General features: G+C 64.8%; 22 protein-coding genes and 1 other RNA gene. 13 read left to right on the top strand and 10 right to left on the bottom strand.

What is annotated here, in order from left to right:
• Nucleotides 1-37 precede the first annotated feature (37 nt).
• From nuoG to F812_RS0106190, 4 genes are all read right to left on the bottom strand, one after another.
• The gene (gene nuoG, locus F812_RS0106205; RefSeq protein ID WP_020085096.1) at nt 38-2,152 is read right to left on the bottom strand and encodes an NADH-quinone oxidoreductase subunit NuoG; all 2,115 of its coding nucleotides are present in this window, start codon (nt 2,150-2,152) and stop codon (nt 38-40) included.
• A 6-nt stretch (nt 2,153-2,158) separates the two neighbouring features.
• Nucleotides 2,159-3,445 carry an NADH-quinone oxidoreductase subunit NuoF gene (gene nuoF / locus F812_RS0106200; RefSeq protein ID WP_020085095.1) on the bottom strand — a complete coding sequence of 429 codons (1,287 nt, stop codon included), beginning with the start codon at nt 3,443-3,445 and terminating at the stop codon, nt 2,159-2,161.
• Between the two features lie 6 nt (nt 3,446-3,451).
• Nucleotides 3,452-4,159 (bottom strand): NADH-quinone oxidoreductase subunit NuoE, encoded by a 708-nt coding sequence (gene nuoE, locus F812_RS0106195; protein ID WP_020085094.1) that lies wholly within the window; start codon nt 4,157-4,159, stop codon nt 3,452-3,454.
• Between the two features lie 290 nt (nt 4,160-4,449).
• Complete coding sequence (locus F812_RS0106190) at nt 4,450-4,794, bottom strand: hypothetical protein (RefSeq protein WP_020085093.1); 345 nt, start codon at nt 4,792-4,794, stop codon at nt 4,450-4,452.
• A gap of 171 nt (nt 4,795-4,965) precedes the next feature.
• On the opposite strand from F812_RS0106190, the gene ffs reads away from it, so the two are divergent.
• The 12 genes from ffs to F812_RS0106135 all read left to right on the top strand — a co-directional run bounded on the left by ffs (nt 4,966) and on the right by F812_RS0106135 (nt 15,186).
• An RNA gene (gene ffs, locus F812_RS26025) (signal recognition particle sRNA small type) lies at nt 4,966-5,061 on the top strand.
• Nucleotides 5,062-5,215: 154 nt separating this feature from the next.
• Complete coding sequence (locus F812_RS0106185) at nt 5,216-7,075, top strand: DNA polymerase III subunit gamma/tau (protein WP_020085092.1); 1,860 nt, start codon at nt 5,216-5,218, stop codon at nt 7,073-7,075.
• Nucleotides 7,076-7,318: 243 nt separating this feature from the next.
• Nucleotides 7,319-7,585: a hypothetical protein gene (locus F812_RS0106180; RefSeq protein ID WP_020085091.1), complete on the top strand. Its 267-nt coding sequence runs from the start codon at nt 7,319-7,321 to the stop codon at nt 7,583-7,585.
• 123 nt (nt 7,586-7,708) lie between these two features.
• Nucleotides 7,709-8,083 carry a DUF1810 domain-containing protein gene (locus F812_RS22835; RefSeq protein ID WP_020085090.1) on the top strand — a complete coding sequence of 125 codons (375 nt, stop codon included), beginning with the start codon at nt 7,709-7,711 and terminating at the stop codon, nt 8,081-8,083.
• Between the two features lie 142 nt (nt 8,084-8,225).
• Nucleotides 8,226-8,546 (top strand): YbaB/EbfC family nucleoid-associated protein, encoded by a 321-nt coding sequence (locus F812_RS0106170; RefSeq protein WP_020085089.1) that lies wholly within the window; start codon nt 8,226-8,228, stop codon nt 8,544-8,546.
• 174 nt (nt 8,547-8,720) lie between these two features.
• Nucleotides 8,721-9,935 (top strand): saccharopine dehydrogenase family protein, encoded by a 1,215-nt coding sequence (locus tag F812_RS0106165; RefSeq protein WP_020085088.1) that lies wholly within the window; start codon nt 8,721-8,723, stop codon nt 9,933-9,935.
• 137 nt (nt 9,936-10,072) lie between these two features.
• Nucleotides 10,073-11,413 carry a lipase family protein gene (locus F812_RS0106160; RefSeq protein WP_020665366.1) on the top strand — a complete coding sequence of 447 codons (1,341 nt, stop codon included), beginning with the start codon at nt 10,073-10,075 and terminating at the stop codon, nt 11,411-11,413.
• Between the two features lie 309 nt (nt 11,414-11,722).
• Nucleotides 11,723-12,124 (top strand): hypothetical protein, encoded by a 402-nt coding sequence (locus tag F812_RS0106155; protein WP_020085087.1) that lies wholly within the window; start codon nt 11,723-11,725, stop codon nt 12,122-12,124.
• 96 nt (nt 12,125-12,220) lie between these two features.
• Nucleotides 12,221-12,784, top strand: coding sequence for a hypothetical protein (locus F812_RS0106150; protein ID WP_020085086.1), 564 nt, complete (start codon nt 12,221-12,223; stop codon nt 12,782-12,784).
• Nucleotides 12,781-13,203 carry a hypothetical protein gene (locus F812_RS0106145; protein WP_020085085.1) on the top strand — a complete coding sequence of 141 codons (423 nt, stop codon included), beginning with the start codon at nt 12,781-12,783 and terminating at the stop codon, nt 13,201-13,203. The genes F812_RS0106150 and F812_RS0106145 overlap by 4 nt, the downstream gene beginning before the upstream one ends.
• Before the next feature lie 186 nt (nt 13,204-13,389).
• Entirely contained in the window at nt 13,390-14,529 is a 1,140-nt protein-coding gene (gene nspC / locus F812_RS0106140) for a carboxynorspermidine decarboxylase (protein WP_026867891.1), read from the top strand.
• Nucleotides 14,530-14,658: 129 nt separating this feature from the next.
• Nucleotides 14,659-15,186, top strand: a complete 528-nt coding sequence (locus F812_RS0106135) for a hypothetical protein (RefSeq protein WP_020085083.1) — start codon at nt 14,659-14,661, stop codon at nt 15,184-15,186.
• A gap of 96 nt (nt 15,187-15,282) precedes the next feature.
• Here the strand turns inward: F812_RS0106135 and F812_RS22830 are convergent, their stop codons facing one another.
• From F812_RS22830 to F812_RS26785, 4 genes are all read right to left on the bottom strand, one after another.
• Nucleotides 15,283-15,537, bottom strand: coding sequence for a hypothetical protein (locus tag F812_RS22830; protein WP_040497927.1), 255 nt, complete (start codon nt 15,535-15,537; stop codon nt 15,283-15,285).
• A gap of 304 nt (nt 15,538-15,841) precedes the next feature.
• Entirely contained in the window at nt 15,842-16,042 is a 201-nt protein-coding gene (locus tag F812_RS26445; protein WP_156827286.1) for a hypothetical protein, read from the bottom strand.
• A gap of 226 nt (nt 16,043-16,268) precedes the next feature.
• A complete protein-coding gene (locus tag F812_RS0106125) occupies nt 16,269-17,663 on the bottom strand; it encodes a glutamate--cysteine ligase (protein ID WP_020085081.1) in 1,395 nt (464 codons plus the stop codon).
• Nucleotides 17,664-17,788: 125 nt separating this feature from the next.
• Complete coding sequence (locus tag F812_RS26785; protein WP_198011145.1) at nt 17,789-18,217, bottom strand: hypothetical protein; 429 nt, start codon at nt 18,215-18,217, stop codon at nt 17,789-17,791.
• Between the two features lie 138 nt (nt 18,218-18,355).
• Here F812_RS26785 and F812_RS0106115 point away from each other — a divergent pair, with 138 nt between their 5' ends.
• A complete protein-coding gene (locus F812_RS0106115; RefSeq protein ID WP_020085079.1) occupies nt 18,356-18,682 on the top strand; it encodes a hypothetical protein in 327 nt (108 codons plus the stop codon).
• On the opposite strand, the gene F812_RS0106110 is transcribed toward F812_RS0106115, so the two are convergent.
• On the bottom strand, nt 18,679-19,626 hold the full coding sequence (locus F812_RS0106110; protein WP_020085078.1) for a bifunctional riboflavin kinase/FAD synthetase: 948 nt from the start codon (nt 19,624-19,626) through the stop codon (nt 18,679-18,681). The two genes, F812_RS0106115 and F812_RS0106110, sit on opposite strands and share 4 nt — an antisense overlap.
• 41 nt (nt 19,627-19,667) lie before the next feature.
• Nucleotides 19,668-20,099 (bottom strand): MaoC family dehydratase, encoded by a 432-nt coding sequence (locus F812_RS0106105; RefSeq protein WP_020085077.1) that lies wholly within the window; start codon nt 20,097-20,099, stop codon nt 19,668-19,670.
• Between the last annotated feature and the right edge of the window lie 119 nt (nt 20,100-20,218).

Raw genomic sequence — 20,218 nt, 5'->3', positions numbered from 1 at the left:
TGTGATGGTTTCGCTCGACATGCCGGTCGCTTGCTCCTTATTCCGCCGCTGCCAAGCCGGCAGCCTTACCGGCCGCCTTCTTGAGCGCGCTCATCTCGGCCATGACGGCCGAGGCGCGCGCGATCGGATTGGTGAGATAGAAGTCCTTGACCGCGGAGCGGAAGGGCTCGTCCTTGACGGCTTCCTTGGTGTCGGCCAGTGCCGCGACAGCCTTTGCGTCGGCCGGCGTGACACGGTCGAGCGCGGCCAGGACGGGCGCGTGCTTGTAGAGATCGGCCCTGAGCACGTTGATCGAGTCGTAGGGCAGCGTGTGGCCCACCAGCGGTGAGAGAGCGCGTATGATTGTCCAGTCCTCGCGCGCGTCGCCCGGCGGGAACGCGGCGCGCGCTGTCATCTGCGCGCGGCCCTCCGTGTTGACGTAGGTGGCGCTCTTCTCAGCGTAAGCCGCGGCCGGGAAGATCACATCTGCCCGGTGCGCACCGGCATCACCATGGCTGCCCTGGTAGACGACGAACGCCTTGCCGAGACGGCTCATGTCGATGTCGTCGGCGCCAAGCAGGAACAGGAAGTCCAGCGCACCGCTCTCTGCTGCCGCAACGAAGGTATCGACGCCGGTCGTGACCGGCTTGGCGGGCACGAAGCCGATATCGAGAGCCGCGACACGCGAAGCCGCCGTGTGCAGTACGTTGAAGGCGTTCCAGGAGGGATCCTTGCCCTGGGTGGCAGCGGCGGCGATCCGGGCCGCCGCGGCGAGCACCGCGCGTCCGTCCGCCCGCGCGATCGCACCGGCGCCCACGATAACGAGCGGCGTGCTCGCACCCTGAAGCTTGGCGGCGAAGGGGTGCTTGCCGTCGGCCAGCTCCCGCAGCGTCTGACCGCCGGAGCCAAGATAGTCATACGGATAAGCGAGATCCGTCTGCTCGCCGACGAGGCCGATGGCAAGGCCACCCTGGCGCCAGCGCTTGCGGATACGCGCGTTGAGCACGGCGGCTTCGAGGCGCGGATTGGTGCCGATCAACAGGATGGCGTCCGCCCGCTCGATCCCCTCGATGGTGCTATTGAAGAGATAGCTCGCGCGGCCAAGCGCGGGATCGAGCTTGGCGCCGTCCTCGCGGGCATCGACGTTGGTCGAGCCGAGCCGCGCGAACAGATCCTTGAGGGCGAACATCTCCTCGGCACCGGCGAGCGGACCGGCGATGGCCGCCATGCGGTCCGGTGACGTGGCCTTGATCTTCGCCGCAACCGCCTCGAGAGCCTCGGTCCAGGTGGCGGGAACGAGCCGGCCGTCCTTGCGAACGTACGGCTGGTCGAGCCGCTGCGTTCTGAGGCCATCGGCGACGTGACGCGTCTTGTCGGAAATCCATTCCTCGTTCACCGCGTCGTTGTTGCGCGGCAGGATGCGCATCACCTCGCGGCCGCGCACGTCAATGCGGATCGCCGAGCCGAGCGCGTCCATCACGTCGATGCTCTCGGTCTTGCGCAGCTCCCAGGGGCGCGCGTTGTGCGCCCACGGGCGGTGGGTCAGCGCGCCGACGGGGCAGAGATCGTTCACGTTGGCGCTCATCTCGGAGAGAATGCCGCGCTCGAGATAGGTGGTGATCTCCATGTCCTCGCCGCGGCCGATGGCGCCGAGCTCCTCGACGCCCGCGATCTCGGTCATGAAACGGACGCAGCGCGTGCAATGGATGCACCGGTTCATGGAGGTCTTGATCAGCGGCCCGAGGTATTTGTCCTCGACGGCGCGCTTGTTCTCGACAAAGCGCGAGCCGCCGGAGCCGTAGGCCATCGCCTGATCCTGGAGATCGCACTCGCCGCCCTGATCGCAGATCGGACAATCGAGCGGATGGTTGATCAGCAGGAACTCCATCACGCCTTCGCGCGCCTTCTTCACGGTCGCGCTCTGCGTGCTGATCACCTTCGGCGAGTTATCGCGGTTGGGCGGCAGATCGTTCACGCCCATGGCGCACGAGGCGATGGGCTTGGGGCTACCCTGCACCTCGACGAGGCACATGCGGCAGTTGCCGGCGATGGAGAGGCGCTCGTGGTAGCAGAAGCGCGGGATCTCGGCGCCCGCCTGCTCGCACGCCTGGAGCAGCGTGATGCCGTCCTCGACCTCGATCAGCTTGCCGTCGATGATGAGTTGCTTCGGCATGTGGGCTTACTCCGCCGCCTCTTTGTGCGCAGCCTGATAGGCGTCGATCCGGGCCTCGATAACCGGCCGGAAATGGCGGATCAATCCCTGCACAGGCCAGGCGGCCGCATCGCCCAGCGCGCAAATGGTGTGACCTTCGATCTGCTTGGAAACGTCGAACAGCTTGTCGATCTCGCTCTTCTCCGCCTCGCCCCGCGCCATACGCTCCAAGACGCGCCACATCCATCCCGTGCCTTCACGGCAGGGGGTGCACTGGCCGCAGCTCTCGTGCTTGTAGAAGTACGCGATGCGCGCGATGGCCTTGATGACGTCGGCCGATTTGTCGAGCACGATAATGGCCGCCGTTCCGAGACCCGACTTGAGCTTCGTCAAGCTGTCGAAGTCCATGGTCAGCGTTTCGCAGAGATCGGCCGGAATGAGCGGCATCGAGGAGCCGCCCGGGATCACCGCGAGCAGGTTGCTCCAACCACCGCGCACGCCGCCGCAATGCTCGTCGATCAACTGGCGGAGCGGAATGCCCATCTCCTCCTCGACGACGCAGGGGCGGTTCACGTGGCCCGAGATCTGGAACAGCTTGGTGCCGGTGTTGTTGGGCAGGCCGAGGGCCGCGAACCAGTGGCCGCCGCGGCGCAGAATGTCCGGGACGACAGCGATGCTCTCGACGTTGTTGATCGTGGTCGGCGCGCCGTAAAGGCCGACGTTGGCCGGAAACGGCGGCTTCAGGCGCGGCTGGCCCTTGCGGCCTTCGAGGCTTTCGAGAAGCGCCGTCTCCTCGCCGCAGATGTAAGCACCGGCACCGTGGGCGATGTAGAAATCAAAGTCCCAGCCGTGCACGTTGTTCTTGCCGATCAGCTTGGCCTCGTAGGCCTCGTCGATGGCGCGCTGGAGACGCTCGCGCTCGCGGATGAACTCGCCTCGGATATAGATGTAGCTCGTGTGGGCGCGCATCGCGAAGGCCGCAAGGAGCGCGCCTTCAATCAGAAGATGGGGATCATTGCGCATGATCTCCCGGTCCTTGCACGATCCCGGCTCGCTTTCGTCGGCGTTGATCACGAGATAGGACGGGCGCGGATCGGCCTTGGGCATGAAGCTCCACTTGAGGCCGGTGGGGAAGCCCGCACCGCCGCGGCCGCGCAGGCCCGAGGTCTTTACCTCGGAGATGATCCAGTCGTGTCCCTTTTCGATAAAGAACTTCGTGCCATCCCACGAGCCGCGCGAGATGGCGCCTTTGAGGCCCGAGTCGTGAAACCCGTAGATGTTACGGAAAATGCGATCCTTGTCCTCGAGTAGCATCCTGATCTACCCCTTGGATTTGTCTGCGGGCTGAGAGCCGGCTGCGGCTCCCTCGTCCTGCAACTCGGGAAAGCGAGCGCGCCACGCGCCGATCTGCGAACCGTCGTACAGCGCCGGATCCACCAGCGTCGTGACGGCGCCTTCGGGGGCCGACGTCTTGCGGCCGATCTGCGATCCCGCCTTCGGCTGAGCCCCGCGCGCGAACGCAGCGAGGATCTTCTCGAGCGCCTCCGGCGTCAGATCCTCGTAAGTGTCTTTCCAGATCTGCACCATGGGAGCGTTGGCACAGCAGCCCAGGCATTCCACCTCCTCCCACGAGAACTGGCCGTCCTCGGACAGCTCATGGGGATGCTCGGAGATGCGCCGCTTGCAAACGTCGATCAGCGCTTCCGCACCGCGCAACATACAAGGTGTCGTGCCGCATACCTGGACGTGGGCCTTGGTGCCCACAGGTGCAAGCTGGAACATCGTATAGAAGGTCGCGACCTCGTAGGCGCGGATGTAGGCGACGCCGAGCATGTCGGCGACGTATCTCAACGCGGGCTCCGGGAGCCAGCCGCCCGACTGCTCCTGTGCGCGCCACATCAACGGAATGATTGCGGATGCCTCTTTGCCGACCGGATACTTGGCGATGGTCTCCTTCGCCCACGCGAGATTTTCGGGCGTGAACGAGAAGCCATGCGGCTGGTCGGGATGAAGGCGGCGGACGGCCATGCTGGCTCCCCTCTACGGATCACCCGCGGGGTTCCGAGGCAGCACGACGCGATCTGGGCCGAGAACGCCCGATCACGCGCTACCTCTTCATGCAACACCCCCGCAGCAGCTTAGTGTTCCACTACGTCTATCGCAGCGCGAAAGCAAGCACACACGGCGTTGCTCCCACGCGCAATCGCATGAACATCACAGGGAGATTCGACGCACTGACTAAGGTCAAGAAATCCGATCTCTGGCGTCAGAGATGATCGCGGAGATCGCAGATTGGAGAGGCAATCGTCGCAAATCTTTCACGCGAGCGGCGAGTTGAGCCAGCCGGTGATCAGAAGCACGGTCGCGACAGGTGCGAGGAAGAGAGAGATCTGCGATCCGACGCGCAGAAATCCCGTCCAGAAGACGGCGAGCAGTATGCCAAAAAGTACGATGACCCAACCGCCTGCCTCGGTGCCGCGGGTGGCGGCGAACCAGAGCGCGTTCGAAATCGCGAACAGCCCGATCAAAACAGGCACGGCGGGGAAGTCGATCTGGAGTGCTCCCATCGGCCATTCCTGCCGCCGGGCAACGATGCTGTAGGTCGCGAGCGAGAGGCCCCAACCCAGCGCGGCTACCGCCAACAGAAACAAATTGTCGATCATGTGGAGCAACTCCCCCCTCAATGCGTCCACAGATTGTGCCAGGATTTCCGTCGTTTCACCAGTATCCGTTAAGAACCCGGTTAAGGCTCGTGCCGCCCGGGGACAGGCCAGCCAGGGATAATCCTGACGGCAAGGCTTGCCACCCCCTCGGCAAGACGCCATATTCCGCCCGGAGGCTGGCGGCGGACGAGTACGTCGCCAACCGGGTCAGGTCCGGAAGGAAGCAGCCCTAACGACAGGTGCACGGGTCGTTCGTCAGCCTCTTTATTCGCTCACGGGCCTGTCGCCCGACGCGGCCAAGCCGCGCCGGTTGGCCCTCCGCGGGGGCGCGGCTCGCCGCGGGCCACCTTGTGGCCTGGGCCCTTCGGGCCGAAGCGATGTCCCCCTGCTTCTACAATTGAGCGCAGAGTGGGCGGGGCGGATGGCCAAGAAGAAATCGGACAATGACGTGACGACGGGCAGCGGCGAGGCAACGGCGCCGGCCAAGCCTTACGTCGTGCTTGCGCGCAAATACCGTCCGCAGACGTTCGATGACCTGATCGGCCAGGAAACGATGGTGCGGACGCTGCGCAATGCGTTCCGGTCCGGGCGCATCGCGCACGGCTTCATGCTGACGGGCGTGCGCGGCGTCGGCAAGACGACGACGGCCCGCATTCTGGCGCGCGCGCTCAACTACGAGACCGACACGATCCATGCTCCCACCATCGACATGCCGGTGCCGGGGCGGCACTGCCTCGAAATCATGGAGAGCCGCCATCCCGACGTGATCGAGATGGACGCCGCATCCAACACCGGCGTCGACAACATCCGCGAGATCATCGAAAGCGCGCGCTACCGGCCTCTTTCCGCGCGCACGAAAGTGTTCATCATCGACGAGGTCCACATGCTCTCCAAGGGCGCGTTCAACGCGCTCCTGAAGACGCTCGAGGAGCCGCCGGGGCACGTAAAGTTCATTTTCGCGACGACGGAAATCCGCAAGGTGCCGGTTACGGTGCTCTCGCGCTGCCAGCGGTTCGACCTGCGCCGCGTGGACGTGCCACGGCTGTCGCAGCACTTGAAGTCAATCGTCGCGAACGAGGGCGCGGCGGCGGACGACGACGCACTGACGCTCATCGCGCGCGCGGCCGAAGGATCCGTGCGCGATGCGCTCTCGATCCTCGATCAATCGATCTCCACCTCGTTCGGCCCGAGCGAGGACGACGGCGGCGTGGTCACGGCCGCCTCCGTTCGCGCGCTGCTGGGCCTCGCCGACCGGGGACGCATCTTCGATCTTCTCGAAACGCTGGTGGCGGGCGAGATCGCGCAGGCGCTCAAGGCGCTGGACGGCCTCTTTCACGACGGCGCGGATGCGAGCCAGGTGCTCGCGGATCTCGCCGAAGCCGTGCACATCACCGCGCGCATCAAGGCCGTGGGACCGGACGCGGCGGGCGAAGCGCTGGCACTGGAAGAGAAGCGGCGCGCGGGTGCGCTTGGCGAACGGCTTTCCATGCCGCTGCTGGCGCGGCTGTGGCAAATGCTGCTCAAGGGGCTCGACGAAGCCGGAAAGGCGCCCAATCCCCTGGCTGCGGCCGAAATGGTGCTGATCCGCATCGCGCACACCTCGGACCTCCCTCCGCCCGACGAGATCATTCGCGCCCTCGGAGGGGCACCGGAGCGGCGGCGCAGCGAGCGTCCGGCCGCCTCCGACGCCGCCCGCAACGGCGCGGGCGCGACCGCCGAAGCAGAGGGTGGGCAGCAACCCCGCGCAACAGCGTCTCCGGAAATGGACCTCGACCTCCTGCCGGAGGAAGACCGGGATTTCGATTTCCCGGCTGAGCTTCTGGATGAGGAGGGGAGCGACGACGAGGGCGACCGCATCGCCCCGTCAGCCGGCGGGACGGTGCTCCGCCCCCTCAACACGTTCGCCGACGTCGTCACGCTGGTCGGCGAGCGGCGCGACGCCAAGCTCAAGGTCTCGCTCGAAGAGCAGGTGAGCCTCGTGAAGTACGACGGCATTGCAGGCGCAATCGATCTCTTCCTGCTGCCGGGCGCCTCTCCCGACATCGCCAACGACCTGCGCGAGAAGCTCAACAAGTGGACCAGCCGCCGTTGGGTGGTGGTGCTTTCCAAGACGCCGGGCGAACGGCCGATCGGTCAGGTGCGGCGTGAGCGCGAGGCCGAGGAGATCGCAGCGCTGAAACGCCATCCGGCCGTCGCGGCCGTGCTCGGCGCCTTTCCGGACGCAGAGGTTTCGCCCGTGAAGCCAATCGCGCGCCGGGACGACGACAGCAAGGCGGGATGACGAGGGTCGTCGGGTGGAGTGAGGCCGTGGGCAGGAGGCAGTAGGGGTAGGGGTAGGGGTAGGGGAGATGCGCTTGCGTCTTACTTTCTGCGATGCCGCACTGCTTATGGCGTCGGCCCTAAACGGGAAATGATCCCGATTTTTGCTGGCGGGAAACGCTCCCCTGCCCCGACAAATGTAACAATGTTATAGCGCGCGCCTCTTCGCCGGTGATCGCACCGGCGACTGTTCAGGGAGATATGCATGCGCTCACTCGCACTTTCGGCCACCGCGTTGCTGCTCGCGGCTGGGCCTGTTCTCGCCGCTTCGGAGGGCAAGTTCTCCAAGGCGACCGTTGACGGGATCACCAAGTCCCTCGAAGCCGACGGGTGCAAGCTCGGCGAGATCCACTCCGGTGATGGCCGCTACGACATTTCCGGAGCGCAATGCGCGGACGGCGTTTACACGGTCTCCGTCGACACCAACTTCAAGATCATCGAAAAGAAGAAGAAGCCGGAGCCGCCCAAGTAGGCGCGCACGCTCAGCGACATCCGATCGGGAGGATGGCCGGGGATCGCCCGGCCGTTCTTTTCTGGGCGATGGAACCGGCTGGCACTCTCCGGCACTACCTTCGGCAAAGGAGGAGCCGCCCGCATGGATGACGCCTTCGATCTGCAGCGCTTCGTCGATGCCCAATCGCTGGTCTACGAGACCGTGTTGCGCGAGCTTCGCGCGGGGCGGAAGACCACGCACTGGATCTGGTTCATCTTCCCTCAGGAGACCGGGCTCGGCCGCAGCGCCATGTCTGAGCGCTACGCGATTGCCTCCCTGGATGAAGCACGCGCCTATCTCGCCCATCCCATTCTCGGACCGCGGCTCAAGGCATGTACGGACCTCGTCCTGTCGCACCGCAACGTGCCGCTCGAGGACATCCTCGGCGAGCTCGACGCCAAGAAATTCAGGTCGTCGATGGACCTCTTCCGGCGGGCGGGCGCGGAGTGGGCGCGGTCGCCCGGAGATCCGACATGACGCGGTGCGGGCCGAGAAGAAATGATCTAGGATTCAGGTTCGGGCAGTAGGGAGTGAGGCAGTGGGCAGTCGTGATGGCGCCTTGTCTTCCCCTGACTGCCTCACTGCCAACTGCCTTTACTGCCGGCCGAGAGGAGCACCGATGAAAGACCTGATGGGCATGATGAAGCAGGTCAAGGACATGCAGGACCGCATGCAGCGCCTCCAGGAGGAGCTTGGCGCGCTCGAGGTTGCAGGCTCGGCCGGGGGCGGCCTGGTGTCGGTCACGCTCAGCGGCAAGGGTGACATGAAGCGCGTCCGCATCGACCCTTCCCTGCTCAAGCCCGAGGAAGCCGAGATCGTCGAGGACCTGATCGTGGCCGCCACGTCGGACGCCAAGTCCAAGGTCGAAGCCAAGCTCCAGGAGAAGATGAGCGAAGTCACCGGCGGGCTTCCGCTGCCGCCCGGCATGAAGCTTTTTTGACGGTTTCCCCCTCCAGCACTCCGGTTGCTGAAAAAAAACTTCGCCTCAAAGGTCACGAAAGGCCTTTGAGCTGTTGTATTTCGCGAAGTTCTGCCCTATCTGCGCACGCTTGCTCAAAGTGCGGGTGCACGCGAGCTCTTTGGTTAAACTCTCATCCAGGAAGGGAGCTTCGCCTTGGACAGCGTTCTCATCATCGGTGCCGGTGCGGCAGGTTCGGTCACGGCGCAGAAGTGCGCCATGAACCGCGACGTGTTCAAAAAGGTGCACCTCGCCTCGCGGCGGCTCGAGAGCTGCGAGAAAGTCGCCAAGCAGTGCAAGACGCCGATCGAGATCTCGCAGGTTGACGCCGACAAGGTGGACGAGGTCGTCGCGCTGATCGAGCGCGTGAAGCCCGATCTTCTGATCAACATGGCACTTCCCTACCAGGATCTGCCGATCATGGACGCGTGCCTCAAGACCGGCGTGCACTACATGGATACCGCCAACTACGAGCCGCGCGACGTCGCGAAGTTCGAGTACTCCTGGCAGTGGGCCTATCAGGACCGCTACAAGGACAAGGGCATCATGGCGGTGCTCGGCTGCGGCTTCGATCCCGGCGTCTCGAACATCTTCTGCGCCTACGCGCAGGAGCACCTGTTCGACACCATCGACACCATCGACATCATCGACTGCAACGACGGCAGCCACGGAAAGTCGTTCGCCACCAACTTCAATCCGGAGATCAATCTCCGCGAGGTGACGCAGCGCGGCAAGTACTGGAAAGACGGCAAGTGGATCGACATCGATCCGCTGTCGATCTCGTGCATGATCGACTATCCGGAAGTGGGCCAGCGCAAGAGCTACCTCATCTATCACGAGGAGGAGGAGAGCCTTGTCCAGAACATCAAGGGTCTGAAGCAGATCCGCTTCTGGATGACGTTCTCCGACAACTACATCAAGCACCTCGACGTGCTGCAGAGCGTGGGCATGACGCGCATCGACCCCGTCATGTACAAGGGCACGCCGGTGATCCCGATGGAGTTCCTGAAGGAGCTGCTGCCGCCGCCGTCCTCGCTCGGCGAGAACTATACGGGCCGCACGTCCATCGGCTGCATCATCGACGGCAAGAAGGACGGCAAGCGCAAGACGGTGCTCATCTATAACGTCTGCGACCATGCCCAGTGCTACAAGGAGACGGGCGCGCAGGCCGTCAGCTACACGACGGGCGTTCCGCCGGTCGTGGGCGGCATGATGGTGTTCAAGGGCGCATGGGAGGGCCGCGGCGTGTTCAACGTGGAGCAGCTTCCCTCGAAGCCGTTCCTCGACGAGCTCGGCAAGCAGGGCCTGCCCTGGCACGTGAAGGACATCACGCCTGCCGACCAGGCCGAGCTGTTCGCGGTCAAGACCTGATCCGCGGTTACTGCGAGGTATTTGTTCGAATGGGCGGCTTCGGCCGCCCATTTTTTTATTCACATCACACGCTTTTCCAAGTGAGATGGCCGGCGGCCGAGGCGGGTATGGCTCGGCCGAATTGGGGGATCAGCTCGATGCAGGATACCGTGCAGGCTTACTTCGCGGCCGGGACCGACGCCAACGCGGCGCCGGTCATCGTGACCGTGCACGGGACCAACGACGCGCACCCCGACGACGAGGGCCAGCGCTGGTGGCAGCGCGGCTCCAAGTTCACCCAGCGTCTCGTCGACAGCCTGGCGGCGCGAGGCATTCCGCAGGCGGAAATCCTGCCGCTCCACTGGTCGGGACAGAACTCGGACTTCGATCGCCTCAAGGGCGCCGAGGATCTCGCGCGCACGCTACGCCGCCTCGACCGCGAGGGACGGCAGCACGCGGTGATCGCCCACAGTCACGGCGGCAACGTCACTGTGGAGGGGCTCACACGCGTTCCCGCCTCGCCGCGCCGGGGCGGCATCATCTCGTTCGGCACGCCATTCTTCCTGCGGCGCCTCAAGACGGTGCCGATGCTGATCGCACTGTTCCAGACCGTGCTCGGGCTCATCATCCCGCCGATCATGGCGTGGTACCTCGCGGAAGCGCTCTCGTCCGACACCAACAAGAAGATCGAAGCGGTGGTGCTGTTCGGCGGGCTTGGCGCGCTCGGGCTGTGGAGCCTCGCCAAGGGCGTGCGCAAGCTCGGGCGGCGGCACTTCGCCAACCGGCTACTCGCGCGCTCGCTCGCGCCGTCGCAATGGCTCGTCGTTCACAGCCCGCGCGACGAAGCCATGCAACTGCTCGAAACGGCCGCGCAGATCTCGCCCCAATACGTGAAGGCCAGTGCGGCGCTGCGGTCGCTCACGGCGTTCGCCTCGCTGGCCGGCGTTGCCGTCACGGTGGCGTTCTTCGCTTGGAACGCGCGCTACTTCCTCGATCCGATCATCACGAAAGTGCAGGCGGGCGAATTCGGGCTCGGGACGGCCGCGGACCTCACGTTCCTTCTGCTCGTTCCGGTGATCTACGGGCTGGTGTTCTTCACGGTGTGGGCGATCGCGCGGGCGGGCGGCGCGTGGCTCTATGCGAAGATGCTCACCAGCGCCATCCATGGCGGCGTGATCGGCGCGGCTTTTGGCGGCGACGGGCATTACAAGCTCGTCGGCGTGACGCGGCTTCCTCCCTATGTCGGCCAAGCCAAGGAGCAGCGGATCGAAGCCGTCGATCTCGGCGGTATCGACGATGCGGCGCTGTTCGTTGCCGCGCAGAGCCTTTACAACAGCGTCGTCGCCAGCGACGGACCGGAAGGCGGCATCGCCAATCCCGATCAGATGTGGAAGCGCCTTTCCGACGCGCTCTATCACAACGCCTACATGCGCGACGACGGCGTCATATCCTCCGTCGCAGACCATCTCGCGGGCACCTGGCAGAGGCGGGAACGCTGAACGCACACCAGCGTCGAGACGGAAAAATCAGCAGAGGCATGGAATAAAATATCGCCCTCGCAAGGCCGTCTTGCGGGCGATTGTGGCTTCGCACGTCCTCATTTGAATCACAGAATCGCAGGATCTTTCTTCATGTGATTCGACTCGTGCCCGCGTGGAACAAGATCGGGCACATACGCCTTTGACGTAGGTCGCATTTTTCAAAGACGAACCCTGTGTGCGTTTCGTCCCGTTGCTCGCAGCCCTGTGGCGTCAGGGGAGCCGGATCGAATTTTCGTCGAAATGCTCTTTAGAGACGGGGAACAGCCAATGGCTCATCTTTCAGAAAAACTCGCGGAAATGCACCGCCGGCTTGCCGAGAACACCCAGGAGGAGCAGGCGCTCGTCCGGGCCCTCAACGCGGCACTCAATCACGTGGACGAGAAGCTGCTTTCGGAAATCCGTCACGTCACTGCGCAGCACGAAGCGCGGCGCGCCGTGATCATGAACGAACTTCAACTGCTGGCGACGCGGCTTTGCGCCTTCCCGGTCACCGCCGCCGAGCCCATGGCCGCGATCGAGGACGATACGCATGCCGCGCGAGCCGCTGCCAACGGGCACGCGCACAGGAACGGGGCCGCCACGCACGCGCCCGGCAACTGGCGGATCGCGGCGCAGAACATCCAGGACGACCTGGATTTCTTCACCGACCCCCAGCCGTCGAGCCACTGACGGGCACACGCCGCCCTTTGCGGGCGGTTGATACCGAAGCCGCGGGCCGTTACACACCTCGTCCCAGGTGTGTTTGAAAGGCTCGCGGTTTTTTTCATGTTGTTTCGTACTCGCGTTCTCGGCGCAGCGGCGGCCTCGCTGCTTTCCGTTCTGCCCTGCGGCCTCCGCGCCGCCGACATCGATCTTTACGCGTGGCAATTTTCGGAGAATCTGGACCCCGCGGACCCGAAGGCGGCCTCCGCGCAGCTCATCTACGGCATTCCCGAGACTGACGACATTCAGGTTGCAGGCACCTGCGCGGCGGCGAGTGCCGACGACGCCGTGCCGAGCATAACCTTCGGCTTGGACGTCAGCGCGCTCCAGTCGGGTGTCGAGACCGACTTGAAATTCACGACCGGCACCGTGGAGCACACGGTCAAGGGCCGCGTTCAGCTTGCCGAGTACGAGGAAGGCCTCGATGGCGTCGTTGCATCTCTCGCGCCATCCGACCCGCTCTGGACGCTGATGTCTCAAAAGACGGAGTTTTCGTACTCCGTGGCGGGAGCGAGCCCGGCCAAGGCGTCGCTCGAGCGGGGCCGTGAGAATATCGGCAAGTTTCTCGATACTTGCCGCAGATACGCGGCGCGGGCGACGCCTCCGGGCGAGAAGGGCAAGCCATGAGCGAAGGCGAAATCCTCTCCATCCGCAACGAATTGACGGGGCTCGTTATTTCAGTCGTCTCCGTCAGCTTCGGCATGATCTCGGCCTACATCGTGGGCCTGTGGCTGTTCCTCAAGAACGCGCCGCTGATCCTGCGCCTCCTGGCCTTCCTGCTCATGTCCTGCGGGCTCGCCTTCATGGGCGTGCTGACGGGCGGCCTCAACGCGCTGCTGCTCGGCACCGAACGGGCCTGGAGCAAGCTCGGCACCACCTCCGTGGGCATTCCGAGCTTCGGGAGTGAGAGGCCCGAGTTTCTCTATGGCCTGTCGATGTACGAGGCTTCCGCCGCCCTCGGCTGCATCGCCTTTCTCGCGATCTATATCACCCTCTTCTTCATCACGTTCTTCTACCGCTGGCCGGAGGACGAGGGGAGGAATTAGCCAATTACGGGCTAGGCTCTGGAGCATACGATCCGAAGCCTCGGATCGTATGCTTCTGGTTTTTGACCCGTCGCATTTTCTTGCGACGAACCGAGGGTCCGCTTCGCCGGAAAATGCTCTAGAAGTCGTCATACGGCGATGCCATATAGCGCGCTCGACTTTGTCCTTCGCCAGATTGGTCAGCGCATGAACCCTCAGTTTCCCGATGACATCCGCACGCCCGCCTACGTCCTCGACGTGGCCGCCTTGAAGCGGAACCTCGCGACCGCGACCCGCATCAAGCGCGAGGCGGGCGTCAGGATCCTGCTCGCCACCAAAGCCTGGGCCATGCCGGCGGCGTTTCCGATCCTGCGCGATGGGCTCGACGGCACGACGGCGTCGGGAGAGTACGAGGCGCGCATGGGGCGCGAGGAGTTCGGCAAGGAGGTGCACGTCTACGCTCCCGCCTACGGACCGGGCGAGGTGGAGCGCCTCACGCACATCGCCGATCACATCTATTTCAACTCGCCCGAGCAGATCGCGCTCGGCCTGCCGCTCGCCAAGGCCGCTGGGCGCGAAGTCGGCATCCGCATCAACCCCGGCTACTCGAACGCCACTGTGGGCGGGGCGCTGTACGATCCCTGCGCGCCCTGCTCGCGCTTCGGCACGACGGCCGAGGACATCGACCAGCTTCCGTGGGACGAGATCGACATCTTTCACGCACATGCGCTCTGCGAGTCGCTGGCGGACGGATCAGCCGGCCTTATCGCGCACGTGGCGCGCAACTTCGCGCCCTACCTCAGGCGCGTAAAGGCGGTGAACTTCGGCGGCGGGCACTTCATCAACAAGCCGGGCTACGACGTCGACAAGCTGATCGCGGCGCTCAAGGCGTTCCGGGCGGAGTTCGGCATCGAGGTGTATCTCGAGCCGGGCGCGGGGCTGGTGGTCGACACTGGCTATCTGGTCTCGACCGTAATCGGGCTCGCGCGCAACGTGAAGGATATCGCCATTCTCGACGCGTCCGCCTCGACGCACATGCCGGACGTGCTGGAAGTTCCGTATACGCCGCCGGTGCTCGGCGCGGAGAAGCCGGACGTGCTGGCACACAGCTACATCCTGGGCGGCAAGACCTGCATGACGGGAGACGTGATCGGCGAATACTCGTTCTCCGAGCCGCTGAAGCCCGGCTCCCGCGTCGTGTTCGGCGACATGATGCAGTACTCCTTCGTGAAGAACACGACCTTCAACGGCACGCCGCTGCCGGATCTCGCCATGCTGCACGAGGATGGGCGCTACGAGGTGGTGCGGACCTTCGGCTACGAGGATTTCCGCAGGCGGCTCGGATAGCGCTTCACCTCGGTACTTTTTTGCGGCGCGCCGGACGGCGGCATCGGTTGCAGAGCCGTCCGGCCCGTGTAACATTCCAGACGGTGGGACATAACTCGTTCGGGGGCTCGACAAACAGGAGGCCCGTGCATGTCCACGTCTGCGAAATTCGAGCGAAGCGTCCTCAGCCACGACGAGTTTGAAGTCGTCAAAGGCACGCATCATCCGGCGATCTACCAGCTCGACGATCTGAAAGCGCTTCAGGACCTGCAGGGGCGGCTGCGAACCCTTCGTAGCAAGGAGCGCACGCTCGCGCGCCAGAAGCGGCGGGAGGTGCGTGGCAAGGCCGACGCGCGCGGCAAGAGTTTTCCCGCGACCGCCGAGCAGCCGCTCAAGCGCAAGCAGATATTCGCGGCGGCGCTGAAACGCGTGAACAACGAGATCCGTCGCGTGCGGGTTCTCGATGCGCGCGCCCAGCATGTGGACGCTGCTCACAAGGCGCTGCGCCTGCGCCGCGAGGCCAACTTCATTCATCATCCGGTGGAGAAGACGGCGAGCGAGGGGATGAACCCGCTGCCGAATAAGCGGCGGCGCTCGCACATTCCGGGTAGCCAGGTGGGCAGCGTCTCACAGGCGACGAAAGTCGCGCAGGCGAAGAAAGACGGACGCGCGAGCTGATACAGCGTGCCTCAACGTAGAAGAGGGCCGCCTCTCCTTTCCGGAGTGGCGGCCCTCGTCGCTTGCGCCGCGCGGGCTCCGCACGAAGCGAGCGACCTATTTCTTCTTCTCGGCCTTCTTCACCTTCTTGGCCTTTGCCTTTTTCGCCTTCTTGGCTTTCTTGACCTTCTTCTTGTGCTCGGCTTTGGCCTCGTGCTTCTTCGCGTGTGCCTCGCGCTTCAGCGTCACCTCGGAGACGGCGCTCTCGCCATGGTGAGCAGGTACCTTCGGCAAGGCAACGGCCAGCGTGCTCGCCGCGGCCAAAGCAACCAGGGCAGCGCCGACGGCCGCCGACAACTTCAACGTCTTCATGATCTCTCCTTCACTGTGAACCGATGCCAGCCTGGAGAGAACGGCATCGGCCCCCGCCCTGCTCGCCCCCTCCATGCCGCGAATGCCTGGGGCCTGATCTTCAATCCCCCAAATCCTTCGCAGGACCGATGATCACGCTTCGGACGTACGAGATCCGGGAGCGACCATGGCCGCAGGTGAAGCTATTGAGGGGTTCGAACGGAGGGAAAGATTAAAAGCTCATAAGCAGCGCAACGCGTCCGCGCAGGAGACCATCCGGCTGCGGAGGAAATAACGTGCGACGGTGATTGAAGCGATAGCCGCGCTATCGCTGAGCGCGGCAGGACTGGAGGCAGCGCGTCAGCTCGGCGCCGCAGCTCGGGCTGTCCTTGGTGGCGCGGCGGCAGGAGTTCTCCTGCGCATAGCACCGCTTCGCGCAATCGTTGGCGACCGTCACGGATGGCAGAAGGGCCGAGAACGCGCCCAGACACAGGGCGGCGATCGCATATCGAATAGTACGGCTCATCAATCGACCTCCCTGCTGGAAAACCTTCTGTCACATTGGACTGCGCCCGCCCCGTTCCGCGCCCCTCGCGCAGGAACATGGTTTACGCTCCGCACGATGAACGCCACCTGAACCGGACGTCAAGTGACGGGCTCCATTTAGGTTGCCGAGACATGGTGGAAAGGGCGCCGGGAGTGCCGCCCACCTGTTCATAAGCGGGCTCGGCAGAAGCGGCCACGACCGCGGATTAGAACGCAAATTCCTCGAAGATATGATCGATGTTGCCGTGCCAGGGGCCCTCGAAACGTTCGATCAGCTCGTCGGCCACCGTGCGGCCCGCCGCGACCAGGCGCTGGAGCGGCGCGAGATAGATGGTTTCGTCCTGGCTTTTTGCGTTGATCTGGCGCCTGTTCTTGAGGCCCATGTGCGAAATGCGAAGCGCGGTACGGGCAAGCTCCTGCACATTGGTGTCGCGGAAGGGCGCGGCGAGCGCCAGCCGGGGCACGGCCGCTCGCAGCTCGTTGCGCTCCTCGGCGGTCCAGGTCTTCACCATGTCCCAGGCCGCGTCGAGCGCTGCCTCATCATAGAGCAGGCCGACCCAGAAGGCGGAGAGCGCGCAGATGCGCGGCCAGCGTCCGCCGTCCGCGCCACGCATCTCGAGGAAGCGCTTCATGCGGACCTCGGGGAACAGCGTCGTGAGGTGATCGGACCAGTCGTCGAGCGTGGGCAGCTCACCGGGTAGCGCTGCGAGCCTGCCCTCCATGAAATCGCGGAACGAGGCGCCCGCGACATCGATGTAACGGCCGGCGCGGTAGACGAAGTACATCGGCACATCGAGCGCGTATTCAACGTAGCGCTCGTAGCCCATTCCATCCTCGAAGACGAAGGGCAACATGCCGGTGCGGCGCGGATCCGTTTCACGCCAGACCTCGCTCCTCAGCGACTTCATGCCGTTGAGGCGGCCCTCGGTGAACGGGGAGGACGCAAAAATCGCGGTGGCGATCGGCTGCAGCGCGAGGCTGACGCGCAGCTTCTTCACCATGTCGGCTTCGCTGCCGAAGTCGAGGTTCACCTGGATGGTGGCCGTGCGATACATCATGTCGAGGCCGCGCTTGCCGACCGTCGGCATATAGCGCGTCATCACGGCGTAGCGCTGCTTGGGCATATGCGGCGTCTCAGCCAGCGTCCACTTGGGCGAGAAGCCTACGCCGAGAAAGCCGATGCCGAGGTCCTCGCCCACGTCCAGCACCTCGTTCAGGTGCTGCTGGGTTTCATCGGCCGTCTCGTGAAGCGTGCGAAGCGGTGCGCCCGACAGCTCGAATTGCCCGCCGGGCTCCAGGCTGATCGTGCCGCCCGCCTCTCCATCGGGCCGCTTCAGGGCGATGATGTTGTCGCCTTCCTTGATCGGGTCCCAGTCGTAGCGCGCCATCATGTGCTCCATGAGGGCGCGGATGCCGCGATTGCCCTCATAGGGCACGGGGCGCAGCGTTTCGGTCTGGAAGACAAACTTCTCGTGCTCGGTGCCGATGCGCCAGTCGTCCTTCGGCTTCTCGCCGGCCGCAATCCAGGCGACGAGTTCGTCGCGGGATCGCACGGGCGGGCTCTTGGCCCCATCCTGGGCCCCATCCTGGCGGGTCGACATGTGTGGGGCCTCTGGCAGTCAGAAGGATAGGCTCGGTACTCGGCACGAGTTATGGCGAGCCAAGCGCGGCGAAACAAGGGGGGTGCGGCGGCCGGGGATCTTCCCGAATCGCACCGTCAGACCGATCAGCGCACGCTTGCAGGCGGAAGGCAGGCCTCGACCTCGCGCGGATTGTCCGGAATGGCTTCCGAACGTACGCAGGCTTCGAGGCGCCGGATCATAACCGAGCCGTGGTTCGGGCGCAGACAGTCGACGAAAAGGCGAACGCCGCGCGAGGCACAACCCTCGATCTCCGCCATGATGAATTGGGGTGCATCGACATCCGGACGCCGGTCGCGCGAAATGAAGATATTCGGCTCGATGATCACGCCGGGGCGCCTGTTTGGGCGATCGTGGTCCGGGCGGCCGGGTGCCGGGCGATCAGGCCCTGGGCGGTCCGGGACGCCCGGACGGTCCCAGCCTGGACGCGTATCGCCCGCAGCCGGAAGCACCGCGGCCACGCAGGCCACAGCCGCGCACAGGGTTCGCAGGAACAAACTCGCCTTGGCTTGCATGACCATCCATCCGCAAGATGCGCGTAAGCCTGCCCGCAGGCTTCGCGCCAGCCCGCCATGATAGGGAGGAATACGTAAACGAATCGCTCCGGGGGCCGAGCCCGGCCCCTGCGGCTGGTCGCGAGAGGGAGGTCCGCGATGAAAAACGAGGCGCTCCTCGCCGGTGGCATCATCGTCGCTGCGATCGTCGTGGCGGCATTCACGCTCGATGGCGAGACCGTTCCGAACAAGAAGATCGCCGGCGGATCGGAGGCCTGCACCTATCACGCAGGACCGATGGACGCCGAGCTCATCGACAAGGGAGGGGACGCCGGCCAGCGCATCCTGCGCGAAATTCTGGCTCTCGATCGCAAGTGCGAGTACGTGACGCTCGCGCTGCCGGATGGGACGCGCCAGATCATGAAGCTCGGCAAGGAAGGGCGGAAGCCGGGCGAGCCCGGACCGCCCAGCATCACCGTCTTCTAGCCCCTGCTCGGGGCCTGCGGCTCGGCGGCGAGGATCTGGCGCGCCTTGGCACAATCGGCCTCCATCTGGCGCACCAGCTCCTCCGAGGTCGCGAACTTGCGGTCGCTGCGGACCTTCTCCACGAAGCTCACCTCGATCTCGTGGCCGTAGATCTTCTCGTCGAAATCGAAAAGGAACACCTCGAGCACCGGCTTGCCGTCATCGAACGTCGGCCGCGTGCCGAGATAGGCGGCGCCTTCGAGCTCCTTGCCGTCGAGCTTCACGCGGACGGCGAAAATGCCATGCCCCAGCCCGGTTCCCTTGGGCATGGCGACATTCGCCGTCGGAAACCCTAGCCCCGTGCCCCGCTGAGCCCCGCCGATCACGGGGCCCCTCACCCGCCACTGACGCCCCAGCGCGTGGGCCGCGCCGCGAACGTCTCCTTCGGCGAGCAGAAGGCGGATGGCCGTCGAGGAGAACGGCTCGCCGCGCTCGGCAACCGGCTCGACCACAGTCACTGCAAAACCATGCGCTTTTCCGGCTTCGCGCAGCGTCTCGGCCGAGCCCGTGCGGTTGCGGCCGAAGAAGAAATGGTAGCCGACCACCACGTGCGAGACGAAGAGCGCTCCGACCAGAATGTCCTCGATGAAGCGGCCTGCATCGAGCCCCGCGAGCGTGGCATCGAAGGGAAGGACGACCGCGAGATCGAGGCCGAGCTCATCGAGTACGGCGAGCTTCTCCTCATGGGGCGTGAGGTGGAAATGCTGCTCGTCCGGCGCGAAGAACTCGCGCGGGTGGGGCTCGAAGAGAAGCACGCCAGCAGGGCGGCCGATGCGGCGCGCCTCCTCCTTGGCTCGCGAGATCAGGACCTGGTGGCCCCGATGCACGCCGTCGAAATTGCCAAGCGCCAGCACGGCGCCCTTGGCTTCGGGCGGCACGGAGCTGGAGCCGTTGACTATGAGCATGTCGTGTTCTCTCGTGCGCGGCGAGCTTCTCCGCCCGCGCATCACGCAGGGCGGCTCGGAACCATGAGCTGGGCTTCGCCGGTGAGGACGGCCTTGCCGTTCACGGCGCACACCGTCTCGAAGCGCGCGCGCTTCTTTTCCGGAATGAGCTCGACGAGCTTAACAGTGGTCACCACCGTATCGCCGATCTTGACGGGTGCCTTGAAGGCCAGCGTCTGGGAGATGTAAATTGCTCCAGGGCCCGGGAGCTTCATGCCGAACACGGCAGAGATGTAAGCCGCCGACAGCATGCCGTGCGCGATGCGCTCCTTGAAAAGGGTCGTCGCTGCATAGGCCGCATCGAGATGAACCGGATTGCGATCGCCCGAGATGTCGGCGAACGCCGTGATGTCCGCATCGGTCACCGTGTTGGTCACAGATGCTTCCTGGCCAACCGCAAGGTCCTCGAAATACGTGATGTTGTTAACCGTCATGTGCTCATTCCTGCCGCTGACCTCGGTTCCGGCCTTTGTCTACCGGGCAGGCGGTCCGTGTGCAACTCGCGGAACTGCGGGCCCCGGTGCGTAAAAAGCAGACACGCAGGTGTTGCAGC

This window comes from Hyphomicrobium zavarzinii ATCC 27496 (assembly GCF_000383415.1).
In the GTDB taxonomy this organism is placed as follows: Bacteria; Pseudomonadota; Alphaproteobacteria; order Rhizobiales; family Hyphomicrobiaceae; genus Hyphomicrobium_C; species Hyphomicrobium_C zavarzinii.
Note: the sequence above shows the minus strand (reverse complement) of the source record. Positions and strands in the feature narration are given on the sequence as shown.